A 13,384-nucleotide genomic window follows, 5' to 3' on the forward strand; every position below is an offset into this window, starting at 1 on the left:
TCAATGAAAATCTTGATTATTCAACATTTATATTTCCTTAATGGAACTGGTGGCACGGAGAAAATAGCGTGTTTTTTGGCCAATAATTTTAATATAGCAGGACATGAAGTAGAAATAGCTACAAATGAAAATATACAGGGCGATGCCAAATTTCCGTTAAATCGAGGAATCAAGGTTACTAATATTTTTGATTCCAATATTGTTCAATTTGAAAAAGAAGCTATTTACAACTATAAAGGTAGAAATCCTCTTTTATGGATAAAGTATAAGGTGAGGAAAAAGCTAGCAAAAAGAGCAAATAGAGATTTGTTAAGAAAAATGGGCGGTGAAGCACAGCTGTATGCATTTAATCTTCAGCAACGATCAACTGGCTGGAAGAAATACATCGATTCAGTTCAGCCTGATCTTATCCTAACGATGTCTATTGCTAGTTTATTGGAAATAACTTATCAAAATACCTTTAAAATTCCGATCATAGATTCTGTTAACGGTCGCCCTGACTATGATTTTACAAATACGTTAGGTGGAAGAGAGCCTTTTATGTTGGATTTATTATTTTCATCATTTAGCCACCTGAGCGGTATCCAGATTTTATTTGAAAGTTATAAGCAATATCTTCCTGAAAATTTTTCCGGTGCTTGCCATGTTATACCAAACCCTGTGCCCCAAACAGAACCGCATGAATTGGTGAATCATCAGGTAGAAAAAAAAAGGCGAAAGATTATCCACATTGCTAGATTGGATATTGGTTGTAAACAGCAAGATATTTTGATCGACATATTTTCGAAATTAGCTCAAAAATATGCGAATTGGGATATGGAACTCTGGGGAGTGGGATCGGATCATGATCTTCTGAAAAAGCAAATCCAAATGCTTGATTTGGAACAACGGATATTTTTAAAGGGGTTCACCCAAGATCCCATGCAAAAATTGAAGGAAGCAGATCTGTTTGCATTTCCAAGCAAATATGAGGGATTTCCTTTAGCATTAACCGAAGCGATGTCTTTGGGCCTTCCTTGCGTCGGTTTCAGTTCCTGCTCGGGTGTTAACGAACTTATCAAACATAAACAGACTGGATATTTGGCTTCTTCTATTGCTGAATTTGAAACCTATCTTTCGCTTCTAATGAATGATGGGATGCGGCGGACACAAATTGGAATAGAAGCACATCGATCGATGGGTCAATATGCTTCTAATATGATCATTTCATTGTGGGAGAAATGTATCAACGAAATTGTTGAAAAGTTTAATGTACAGCATTAATTATTTCCACTAATGTTGTTCTGAGCTTCTCCTTGGAGAAGGGTTCAAGACTTTTTTCTGAGTTCGATTGTAAATGGGTCCACAATGATTTATCGGTATATAGGGATAGTATACTTGCTGCAAATTCTTCAGCACTTTCAGCTAGAATAGCATTGGAGTTGTCGATCAGCTCCATTCCCTCTGCACCAATTTTACTGGTAATAACAGGGAGAAAATATTCAAATGCTTGTCCTATTTTTCCTTTGACACCTGCACCCGACCTTAATGGTGCAACCATTAGCTTATTATTATAGAAATAGGCTGTTATGTCGGGAACATAACCATGAAATTTAATATTAGGATGATTAATGTCTGTGACCAATGTATTTAAATTGCCGACAACATTTAATTTTATAAAGGGATTTTTCTGCCAAACAATTGGCATAATCTCATTGGCTAGAAATCTTACAGCATCAATGTTTGGATGGTGTTGCGAACCGATGAATAAAATATCTTGGCGTTCCTCAAAACTAGGTACTTCCTTTAGACTAACTTTGCTGTAATGAACATTTGATATAACAGCTATTTTTTTAGGAGAAAAATTGTCTTCCATATAGTTCGCTTCCTGATGAGAAATTGGAATTATTATGTCAGCGTATTTGGCAGCAAATGATTCTGCACGAAGTGTTTTTTTATATTCTCTTCTATAATGTTTATTGTTAGGTTCATGATCCAGTGCGCGAAGATATCTAAGATGGTGGATATCGACCATATCAAATATAAATTTGCCCTTAGCCCAAAATGATTTAGCTAATTTATAAAAACTTTTAAAAGTCGGCCCTGTAGAGAACCAGCAAATAGGAGCTTCAAGAGCAAGTTTCCTAAAAAATCTATTATATTCTTTGAGAAGTTTGTGCTCGTAGAAAATACAGACGCCTAGTTTCTGAAAGTAATGATTATAGGGATTATCAATTCGGTTTTTTGGGACTACTAATGTAATGTTATAATCCAGATCTAAAAATGATTTAATAATTTCTGTCAAGCGTAAGTCTCCTGAGTTATTATCGTATTCGGGAACCCTGTCGTGGAAGATAACAAGGGATCGGTTGCCATACAATTCAAGAATTCTTTGTTGAATAAAATGCGAAGAGATATTTGCAATTTCGTATTCCCATTTTTGGTAAAATGAATTACTATTTTTATCTAAGAGCTTTTCTTTGGGCTGGCTTTTTGCTACCTTTCGTTGCTCATTTCCATAGGTTACTCCATGGAAATGATATATTTTAGAAAATGGTGAAAAATAAACTTCTTTATTTTGGACATATTTAAATGTGAAACATAAATCACTATCTTCGAAGTATGCCGGCGAGAACTGCTCATCAAAAAGATTAATTTCGTAATTGTCTGTGAATTTTTTGAATAATAAGCTGCAGCCAGAGCCATAATCTATTTTATATACGTAATTCAACTGCGGAAAAAACGTTGGCGTGTGATCGAGTTGCCCTGCGCCATTTTTAATGAAAAATGATCCGGCCTCCTGTAGTGTACCATCTGGATTAAGAAGCATAGACCCCACAGCTCCAACATTTTTTTTTGTTTCGAAAACAATCAATAGCTGGTCTAGAAAGCCGGAAGTTACAATTGTATCATTATTTAATAAATAAATAAAATCACCTTGTGCTTTTTTTATGCCCTCATTAACACTGCACAAAAAACCAAGATTTTCCTTGTTTTTTAAAACCGAGATATTTTGAATTGTAGTGTAATCGAAATTTTCGCTACTGCAGTCATCAATAAGAATAATTTCAAAAGAAGTATTAGGTAGATTCTGAGAGATTGATAACAGACAATTTAAAGTATGGATATGTTGATTGTAAAATGGAATAATAATAGAAACTCGAGGAGACTTAAAAGATGGGAAATGAATTAAATCAGTAGTAATATTCGTCTTAAATTTTGGAATGAGATTATCTGAGTTTTTTAGTGCTTCTATATATTTCTTTTTATTTCTAAATTCCCGAATTGTTCTCCTTAAGCCCATATATTTATTTTTTTATATTAGATGTAAAGGTAGGAAGAAAAAATACGATAAGTTAGTTTACCGCCTATTTTGGTGTTATTATAATAAACGTTTTGTGTTTTTTGATATAAACCGGATTATTAATCGTAAATTGTCATACGAATATTACATTTATCTTAAGAACATTGAGTATATCCAAAAAGCTAATTTTAGTGGTACCGGTGCATTTTCATTTGTACCAAATGATGATCAGATCATGCGAAGAATTGGGATACGAAATTCAGCTAGTTTTTTTGACAGACAAACCCTTTAGGTATAAAAATATCCGAGAGAGGGTGAATAGTTTTATACACAAAAATATTTTTTGTGATAAAGGCTATAAAAAGAGACTCATCTTTAATATCACAAATAGGGAGTTACAGCAGAATTTACTGAATTTAGAAAATGAAGCCGATTTTGCATTGGTCATACGTCCTGATCTTTTGTCTCATGATTCGATCAAACTCTTGAAAAGTCGAACAAAAAAAATGGTTGCCTATCAATGGGATGGATTAAATCGTTTTCCTGAAGTGTTTACCCGAATTCCATTTTTTGATAAATTTTTCGTGTTTGATCAGTCAGATTGCTCAAATTATAAAAAAGAATTTGAGAATCTTTTTCATATCAATAATTTCTATTTTCCATATCCCGCTCAAATCAATAAAGAACAAAAAGGTAAAGGGCTTATTTTTATAGGGAGTTATCTTGAGAATAGAATGCCAGCTATTCTTAATTTAATACACGTCCTGCGAGAACAGAAAATCACAAATGATATTTATCTACACTGTACTGATAAGAAGATTTTAGAGGCATACAAAGAAAGTGGTATAATTTTTATGCAATCAACGCTTAGCTATCAAGAGCTGTTGGAAAAAGAAAGTGAATATGAGGTAATTCTCGATTTTGATAATTCGGAAATTCATAGAGGTGTATCATTTCGAACTTTTGAATCGTTATATCTCAGAAAAAAGTTAATCACAAATAATCCCCTTGTAAAGGAATTTGAATTTTACAATAGTTCTAATTTCTTTATTTGGGATGAACAAAATTTAAATAGAATTGGAGATTTTATTCGTTTACTCCGGGAGGAAATTAATGACGAGGTGATTAAAAGATACTCATTTGTATCTTGGATAAATACAATATTTGGATAATTGATTACAAATTTCATAAACTATGATAGCAAAAAATATAATTTTTGATGCTGAGCGAATGAAGTATAAGTATAATGGTTTATATTATTTTTGCTATCATCTTGGTCATGAATTAATGAAACTTGATCGGGAGAATGAGTTACATTTTTATTATAATAATAAGACTTCTCCAGAATTCGGATTAAAAGCACAATATATTAAACAATATTCCTATGAAAAGTTTCATATGCCTACTTTTAAGGGATATGATGTGTGGCACTCTTCCTTTCAATTGAGTAATTATTTCCCTCGTAACAAAAAAATAAAAGTTGTATCGACCATTCATGATCTAAACTTTTTGAGAGAGGAACAGGAACCTTATATTATTAAACGTTTCTTAAAAAAAATTCAAAGTAACATTGATCGAGCTGATGATATCGTAGCAATTTCGAATTATGTTAGGAAAGACATAATAGAAAATTGTAATTTGAGAGGAAAGGAAATTCAAGTAATTTATAATGGGAATAATATTGATGAAAGTAAGATTGTGACTACTACACATCAAGAAAAATCTGTTGATAATTTTATATTTACAATAGGTACCATCAATAAGAAAAAAAACCTACATATCTTGCCTTATTTATTATTGGGCAATAAGTTAAAATTGATTATTAGTGGGGCCATCAATGAGCCTGATTATCAGAAGAAAATTTTACAAATAGCCTGCGAAATTGGGGTGCAAGATAGATTGACATTGACAGGTCCAATTACGGAAGAACAAAAGTATAGATATCTAAAGGAATGTTCACTTTTTGTATTCCCTTCTATTACCGAAGGATTTGGACTTCCTGTAATTGAAGCTATGGCTTTCGGAAAAAAGGTATTGTTATCTAAACACACTTGTCTTCCAGAGATTGGTGGAGATAGAGCATTTTATTTAGACTCTGATGAGGAGGAGTTTATGGAGTATTTTGGGCGCAACCGAATAGAGGAGTTAATTGATAGCCAAATAGACGAACTTTCTATTATCAATTGGGCTAAAAATTTTACATGGGAAAAGTCTGCAAAGTCTTATTGGGATCTTTATCATCGTGGATAACATTGTAGAATTTTGATAATAAAATGTTAGAATGTTTGTCTTATTGATGCTATCTTTGACTATAAGACAGCCATGGATAGATTTAACGTTATATTTGATGCAGAAAGGATGAAATATCCCCACACAGGCTTGTATCATTTCTGTAAGCAATTAGGTTTGGCACTCCTAGAGGAGAATAAAGATACTGAATCTTTTGATATACAATTTTATATTTCTGATTTATCTAGCCTGCCCTTTGGAAACCATGTGAATTATATTCAGCAAAAATCAATGCATAAGTTTTTGCGTCCCTTTCTTCCAAATACGCAGCTCTGGCATTCCACGTATCAATTGAGTTCTTATTTTCCACGAAATCCCAAAACAACTATATTGACGACAATCCACGATCTCAATTTTTTGAAAGAAGGAAAATCCAATGAAAAAGAGAGGAAATATTTAAAAAAATTACAAAATAATTTAGATCGTACAGATAGTGTTGTTGCTATATCTAACTATGTGAAACAAGATCTGTTAAACTATTGTAATTTAAGAGGTAAGGAAATCCAGGTAGTTTATAACGGGAGTAATATGGCTTCCAATTCCCTTGCTAATAGAGGGATGGAGCTAAGTAGCAATAACGATAAACCATTTATGTTTACCATCGGTACAGTAAATAGAAAAAAGAACTTTCACGTCCTGCCTTATTTACTTGTTGGTAATAATTTAGAACTTGTTATTAGTGGTATCATCAATCAAGAAGGATATGATAATCATATCATGGAAATTGCTCATCAATTAGGTGTTGCTAAAAGAATACGTATTACCGGACCTATCTCTGAGGAAGAAAAGTACAGTTATTTAAAGAAATGTTCTTTATTTGTTTTTCCATCAATTGCAGAGGGGTTTGGCTTACCTGTGATTGAAGCGATGTCTTTAGGTAAAAAAGTCCTATTATCTAATTATACCTGTCTGCCTGAAATTGGAGGTCCTGAAGCTTTCTTTTTAGAATCTACTAATCCAGATTATTTGATTGAATTTGGAAAGTTGAATCTTATGGACATTATCAATGGTGAAGACCGTACTGCTGAGATCAAATCATGGGCATCACAATTTTCATGGGATAAAGCAGCTCGTGAATATTGGAAACTTTATAACGAACTTTTGAAATAAGAGAATGGCTATACCGAAAATAATATATCAAACATTTAAAACAGACCAAATCCCTTGGCTGACCAAAATATACATCAAAAGCTTTATGCGAAAAAATAAAAACTATCGCTATGAATTTTATGATGATCTAAGAGTAGAGGCTTTTATAAAGAAATTTTTTGATGCAGAAGTGTATAAAGCATATTCTAGACTACAGATTGGAGCTGCAAAGGCTGATTTTTTTCGTTACGCTATTTTATATGTTTATGGTGGAATATATTTAGATTTAGATAGCGATATTCTTGTAAATCTTGATGAACATTTGACTACAGATGATGAAGCTGTCATAACACGTGAAAAGAATCATCAGAATCTTTTTGCACAATGGGCTCTCATTTTTGAAAAAGGGCATCCCTTCCTAGAACGTACCATAAGATATGTCGTTCAAAATATTCAACAAAATAGATACCCAAACGATGTGCACGCCATGACTGGCCCTACAGTATATACGCGTGCTGTCAATGATGTTATAAAAGAAGACCCGACTGTGCTTTATCGTGTTGCTCCTGACGATTATAAGGGTATTATGAAATTTAAATACAAGTTCGGAAAGTTATTGATTTATCGTAATCGTTCACAACATTGGAAGAAGTTACAAAAGATAATTTCTGTTGTAAAATCAGAGGACTAAAGCGTTAAATATTGTTGTTTCCATTGCTTGGCTAGACGGTCATCATTAAACTTCTGCGCAAATTCCAATCCTTTCTCGCTCATTTCATGGCGCTTGGATGAATCGACAAGAAGCGTCGCTATAGCATGCTTTATCTCTGAAATATTTGTAGGGTCAATATAGCAAGATGCCGGCCCTCCCGCTTCTGGGAAGACACCCATTTTACTGGTGATCACAGGTGTACCCGAGTATAGCGCTTCTATAATCGGAATGCCAAAGCCTTCATAAATTGATGGATAAATGAAAATCGTTGCAGATGCATAGAGAATGGCCAATTCTTCCATCGCTAGCCCTTGGAAAAAGAAGATCCTATTCTCCATGTTGTTTTGTCGGATATAATCCATGACCTCTCGGTGATAGCGAGTTGGTTTTCCTACAATAACAAGGGGAATATCGATGTCTTTAATCGCTTTCACTGTTGGTAAGATATTCTTTCTCGGTTCAATCGTTCCAACATTTAATAGAAAATCCTTTGGTAATTTTAACTTGTTTCTAAGTTCCGACTTCTGCTCTTCAGTTTTGATAGTTTTGAATGCTTCATGGCATCCTTGGTAAACAACATCGATTTTTTCTTCAGCGATATGGAATAGGTCGATAATATCGTTTTTAGTACATTGACTGATGGCAACGATACGATCAGATGCCTCGCAGGCATGCTTGAATTTCTTTTTATAAATCCAACGGTCAATTGGATGATAAAGTTCAGGATGTCTCAAAAAAATTAGATCATGAATGGTAACGATAGATTTAATATGAGCCTTTGCTAAACCTAATGGAATTTCACCAGACAGTCCATGGTAAATATCAACTTTATCTTTTTTCAAATCCCGAACAATACGTTGATTACGCCAGAGATTAGGCCAAGTAGTGTTGATAAAACCCTGTGGCAACCGTATATTTTTTTGAGATGTTGGCTGATTGATATATTGATCACCAGTTTTTGGTGTATATTTCAGATACTCATTTTCGGGAGCATACTTTTCGAGTATACGAATGAGGTCGCGACTATAATTTCCCAGACCGGTTTTGTTTAGGAAATAGCGTTTTGCATCGAATCCTATCTTCATCCTATTGCTCTTATTTTTTCAATCACCATTTCTGATGTAATTAAATCGATCGCCTCTATACCATCACAGTTACACGGCTTATTGCCGTACACCGAACTCGGTCTATTGGGGTGCTCAACTTGGATACAGTCTGTTAGCTGCTGCCCATAACCTGTAAATCCAGCATAAGGATGCGTTGCTCCCCACAAAGAAAGACACCTTACGCCCATTAACGATGCCATGTGAAGCCCGGAAGAATCCATGCTGATCATGAGATCTAAATTCGAAATCAAATCCAGTTCCTCCCGTAGCGAAAATCTGCCTATGGTATTATAGGTGTTGGGAAATCGCTCGGTCCAGTTTTGGGCAACCTGGAACTCTTGTTCGCCACCGCCAAACAATAAAACATCATAGCCATTGTGCGTCAATACGTCTATCACATTTTCCATTTTGTTTTGAGGGAAAACCTTATAGCGATGTTGTGCAAATGGGGCAATGCCAATTTTCTTTCGATCGAAATTCGCGAACATCTTAAATGCAGCTTTGGGTACATCCTGCAAATTAGGCGCCAAGTTGTTACTGAGCTCAAATTTGAAGCCTAATGCACGAAATACATCTGCATAGCGCTCTACGGTTAGTTTCAGTGGAACTTTAATCTTGTTATTTTCCCGGGTTAAGGCTTTTTTTTCTTCCCGCCCTTTGTCAAGCTGCTTTACTTTTACGCCCGATAAGGAAAATAATAGATCAATTACACGCGAACGCAAATTGAAATGTAAGTCCGCAATAGCATCTGCGCCGTACTGTGCTAGCTCTTTCTTTAGCCTGACCAAACCAAAAAAACCTTTATGAATTGTTTTGGGCTCAATGGCGTGAAACCGTATGTTTTTTATTCCATCAAAGAATGGTGCAAAGAATTGCCTGCTGACCATAATAATTTCTACATCAGGGTACCGAATGCAGAATTCTTTCAATACGGAGGCAACCATGGCAACATCGCCCATAGCTGAAAATCGGGTTACTATGATCCGTTGCGGTAAGGACATGTTTTATTTTCCTGAAGAATATAGGACAGGGTTCAATGAAGGGTCGTTATACATTTTCATCTGTTTATAAACCTTCATGTATTTATCGCCAGATGCGATTGCGGTCATCAATTCATCAATACTTTGGGACAAATCTTTCCTTTGTTCCAATAAAACGTTCAGCTTTTCTTGGCAGGAGATGATATGTGCTTCGGAAGCATCTGTGCGCAATGTTTCCTGCTCCATGTGGTAGATTTTTAACGCCAGAATGGAAAGCCTATCAATAGCCCATGCCGGACTTTCAGTATTGATTGTTGCTGTAGGACTCGCCTGTATATCTTGAAATTTTTGTAGAAAATAACTATCAATATACTCTACGGTATCTGTGCGGTACTGATTGGATTCATCAATACGTCTTTTCCAGTATAAGCCTTCTTGGGGTTCAATCGAGGGATTACGTACCACATCTTCCATATGCCATTGCACGGTGTCAATCCAGCATTTTAAATAGAGGAGATGTTCCAGGGACTGTTTGTCATACGGATTTTGGATTGGATGATCAATCTGATCGTAGACGTGGTAATCCTGGATAGCACGCTGAAAAATTGGATTTGCTATTGCACTAATCATGGTACAAACTTAGATAAATTGCTTTTTATATGCAATTTAATTGCGCTTTACATAAAAAACAATTTATCGGTCTCTCCTCAACCATTGATAATACTTTTATTGAGGAAATATAAAATATATTATGGAGTTATTCTTACTATTCAACGCAGACATTAAGGGAATGAATTGGACGATAAACTTATTAAAATGAAAGAAGTTTCCTGTTTTCTAGAATGCCGAAAGTAATAAATCGGGAAAGATACCTAAGATCAACACGGCCACGGTACATAAGATTCCAATACACAAGAGTAGCACATTGAATTTAACCGCTGGAGATCCCGTATTTTCCCTTAGAAACGCATTCAGTGGTATCTTAAAATAATAAAATAGGGAGATGACAGATGTCAATGCACCCACTAGGAGTAATGCCAGCAAACTAAAGGATTGGAAGTTTTGGTATTGCTCGAATACTTTGGAAAAGACCAAAAGTTTCCCAACAAAACCCGCAGTAGGAGGTAGGCCGACCAAAGCGATTAAAACAATTGAAAAGGAGGTGAACAGCAGTGGGTACTGCTTTCCTAAGCCGCGATACGATTCAATTGAAGTATTTTCTAAACTAGCTTCCAAAGCATCAATAAAGATGAATACCGCAATATTCATCAAAGCGTATATGGATAGATAAAATAACAGCACATTTGATTCATTATTTTGATAAACCAATACAGCCATAAGGAGTATACCCGTATGCCCAATGGAAGAGTAGGCCATCATCCTTTTGGCATCCTGTTGACGCAAAGCGGCTAAATTACCAATCAGCATGGTTGCGATGGCGATCGCAATAATCACATAAGTCAGAAAATCGCTGAAATAAAAGGAGACATTGAGCCATGCGGAGAATATCTTGGACAAAAGAACAACGACCGCAATTTTGGGTACAGTAGCAAGATAGGTGGTAATCACTGTTGGGGCACCTTGATAAACATCCGGGCTCCAGACATGAAAGGGAAAAAAACTGAGTTTGAATCCAATACCTGTCAGCAAAAATAATAAAGCAATGCTGATCATAATCTGAGGTGCTTCCATCAAGCCGGCAATGTGGCTTGGTGCATCAAAATTCAGGTTTCCCGTGAAACCGTATAATAAAGACAAACCATAGAGCATAACCGCAGCACAGATGGATCCGAACAGTACATATTTTAAAGCAGCTTCCGATTGAACTTTTGTTGAAGAGAAATAGCCAACCATAATATAGGAGCTGATCGAAACTGTTTCCACTGCAATAAAGATCATCAACCAGTTACTCGACATAGTCAGCAGGTTCAAGCCAAGGGTTGCGGTCAGTAGTACGGCGTATAGGTCACCTAAGGGGCGGTCTTGATGGCGTTGTTGAATGAATATACAAATGAGAATTGTTGACAACAGGATAATCAAACGTGCGGCTACAGCAAATGCATCAATATGGATCATATCAAAGAAGCCTGTTGCCTCTACCTTACTGAGTCCCTGGCCCACAAGGTAACAACCACTGAGCAATAGCCCAATGAGGGTGATGACAAAAGAGGTATGCTTCCAGTGTTTGTCAATAAAAAGACTAGCGAGGATAGTACCAATAAAAGTGACGATCAATGTCAGTTCGGGCTTAAAATAAGGAACGCTTACGATAATCTGATCGATGAAAGAACTGATATATGGACTAAATGCAAGCATGCTGAATTAGATAAATTGTTGGATAAAACTCACGAGATTCAGAACACTGGCATTTAGGTTGTTAAATACTAATGCCGGCATAATTCCAAGTAATAGCGCAAGCGCTAGGGTAGGAAATAAGATCACTTGTTCCCGTAAATTGACGTCTGTAAGTGCATTACTCCAGGAGTCTCCGCCTTTTAAGCGAATTTGTCCAAAGAACATGCGTTGCAGTGTCCAAAGTAAATAGGCTGCACTTAATAGGATACCTATGGATCCCGCTAGTGCCATCCAGCGCGGTAATCCAGTTCCTATACTCGCGGCATTGAAGGAACCGATAATGACAAAGGCTTCGCCAATAAAAGCTGAAAAGCCGGGCAGGCCTAGGGACGCAAAAAATGCGACAGCGACATAACCTGTGTATTTGGGCATAATTTGAGCTAGGCCACGGAAACTATAGATATTTCTGTCGTGTACACGGTCATAGACCACGCCGACAAGGAAAAAGAGTGCCGCAGATAAGAATCCATGCGAAATCATCTGAAACATGGCGCCAGAAATACCTTCTGCAGTCAGCGATGCAACACCAAGCAGCACAAAGCCCATATGTGAAACCGATGAATAGGCAATCATTCGTTTCAGGTCTTTTTGTGATAAGGCATTCAAAGCCCCATAAATAATGGAAACAACACCGATTAACCCAAGCCACCAATTGGATAAGGCTGCCATATCGGGAAAGATGCTGTAACAGATACGGATGATACCGTAACCACCAATTTTGAGGAGAATACCGGCAAGAATAATAGATACTGGTGTTGGCGCTTCAACGTGCGCATCCGGTAGCCAAGTATGTAGCGGAACAATGGGTACTTTAATGGCAAAGGCAAAGAAGAGCACAATGAAACCGACCAGACGAGCGGAAATGCCCAAAATCTCCTGATAACCTTCCCAGCCGAAAATAGAACCCTCAAGATAATTCTGTGGATTCATCATATAGATCATGTTGAAGGTATGTGCTCCAGTCAAGGGGTTGATTACTGAAAAATACAATCCGACGATAATCAACAACATAAATACAGACCCGAATAGGGTATATAAAAAGAATTTTATAGCTGCATATTCGCGTCTTGCACCCCCCCAGATACCGATCAAGAAGTAGAGTGGCAGTAACATGACTTCATAAAACAAATAGAATAGGAAGAAATCCAATGCGCAGAAAATCCCCATAACGGCCATATTAAGTACCATGAGCAAGGCAAAATATCCCTTCGGACTTTTCTGAATATTCCAGGAGGCACCTATAGCCATCAGCATAACGAATGCACTCAGCAATAACAAGGGCATGGAGATCCCGTCAATACCAATAAGATAATCAATTTCTAGTTTTCCTATTGATCCTAAATCTAACCGGATCCAGGAAAGCTGTTCAACAAATTGATAGCCCGCTAGATCTTGGACTCCTGTTTTGCTTGCATCAAATTGTGCATAACATATTCCGGCCAGTACAAATTGTATTGCTGTGAATGCTAAAGCAATATATTTGTAACTCGATTTATAGCGTGTTGGTAAGGCGAGAATGAGCGCCGTAGCCAATAGCGGTAAAAATATCAATAAGGATAGAATAGGCATT

11 protein-coding genes are annotated in these 13,384 nt (G+C 36.3%); 5 read left to right on the forward strand and 6 right to left on the reverse strand.

Annotation, left to right across the window (positions count from 1 at the left end; genetic code table 11):
• Positions 1-3: 3 nt before the first annotated feature.
• The gene (locus tag B3E92_RS16735; protein WP_286897587.1) at positions 4-1,263 is read left to right on the forward strand and encodes a glycosyltransferase; all 1,260 of its coding nucleotides are present in this window, start codon (positions 4-6) and stop codon (positions 1,261-1,263) included.
• Here B3E92_RS16735 and B3E92_RS16740 read toward each other — a convergent pair.
• Positions 1,247-3,283: a glycosyltransferase gene (locus B3E92_RS16740; RefSeq protein ID WP_286897589.1), complete on the reverse strand. Its 2,037-nt coding sequence runs from the start codon at positions 3,281-3,283 to the stop codon at positions 1,247-1,249. The genes B3E92_RS16735 and B3E92_RS16740 overlap by 17 nt on opposite strands.
• A gap of 221 nt (positions 3,284-3,504) precedes the next feature.
• Between B3E92_RS16740 and B3E92_RS16745 the strand changes: the two genes are divergently transcribed.
• The 4 genes from B3E92_RS16745 (at position 3,505) to B3E92_RS16760 (ending at position 7,352) form a co-directional block, all read left to right on the forward strand.
• Positions 3,505-4,455: a hypothetical protein gene (locus B3E92_RS16745; protein ID WP_286897591.1), complete on the forward strand. Its 951-nt coding sequence runs from the start codon at positions 3,505-3,507 to the stop codon at positions 4,453-4,455.
• Between the two features lie 22 nt (positions 4,456-4,477).
• Entirely contained in the window at positions 4,478-5,533 is a 1,056-nt protein-coding gene (locus tag B3E92_RS16750; protein ID WP_286897593.1) for a glycosyltransferase family 4 protein, read from the forward strand.
• A gap of 72 nt (positions 5,534-5,605) precedes the next feature.
• The gene (locus B3E92_RS16755) at positions 5,606-6,682 is read left to right on the forward strand and encodes a glycosyltransferase family 4 protein (protein ID WP_286897595.1); all 1,077 of its coding nucleotides are present in this window, start codon (positions 5,606-5,608) and stop codon (positions 6,680-6,682) included.
• Positions 6,683-6,686: 4 nt separating this feature from the next.
• Positions 6,687-7,352 (forward strand): glycosyltransferase family 32 protein, encoded by a 666-nt coding sequence (locus B3E92_RS16760; protein ID WP_286897597.1) that lies wholly within the window; start codon positions 6,687-6,689, stop codon positions 7,350-7,352.
• Here B3E92_RS16760 and B3E92_RS16765 read toward each other — a convergent pair.
• From B3E92_RS16765 to B3E92_RS16785, 5 genes are all read right to left on the reverse strand, one after another.
• Positions 7,349-8,458, reverse strand: coding sequence for a glycosyltransferase family 4 protein (locus tag B3E92_RS16765; protein ID WP_286897599.1), 1,110 nt, complete (start codon positions 8,456-8,458; stop codon positions 7,349-7,351). The two genes, B3E92_RS16760 and B3E92_RS16765, sit on opposite strands and share 4 nt — an antisense overlap.
• A complete protein-coding gene (locus B3E92_RS16770) occupies positions 8,455-9,480 on the reverse strand; it encodes a glycosyltransferase family 9 protein (RefSeq protein ID WP_286897601.1) in 1,026 nt (341 codons plus the stop codon). The genes B3E92_RS16765 and B3E92_RS16770 overlap by 4 nt, the downstream gene beginning before the upstream one ends.
• 3 nt (positions 9,481-9,483) lie before the next feature.
• Positions 9,484-10,089, reverse strand: a complete 606-nt coding sequence (locus B3E92_RS16775; RefSeq protein ID WP_075994236.1) for a DUF4254 domain-containing protein — start codon at positions 10,087-10,089, stop codon at positions 9,484-9,486.
• A gap of 207 nt (positions 10,090-10,296) precedes the next feature.
• Entirely contained in the window at positions 10,297-11,775 is a 1,479-nt protein-coding gene (locus B3E92_RS16780) for an NADH-quinone oxidoreductase subunit N (protein ID WP_286897603.1), read from the reverse strand.
• Positions 11,776-11,781: 6 nt separating this feature from the next.
• Entirely contained in the window at positions 11,782-13,383 is a 1,602-nt protein-coding gene (locus tag B3E92_RS16785; RefSeq protein ID WP_070561247.1) for a complex I subunit 4 family protein, read from the reverse strand.
• Position 13,384 lies beyond the last annotated feature (1 nt).

The organism is Sphingobacterium sp. UBA6317, assembly GCF_002440385.1.
Lineage (GTDB): Bacteria > Bacteroidota > Bacteroidia > Sphingobacteriales > Sphingobacteriaceae > Sphingobacterium > Sphingobacterium multivorum.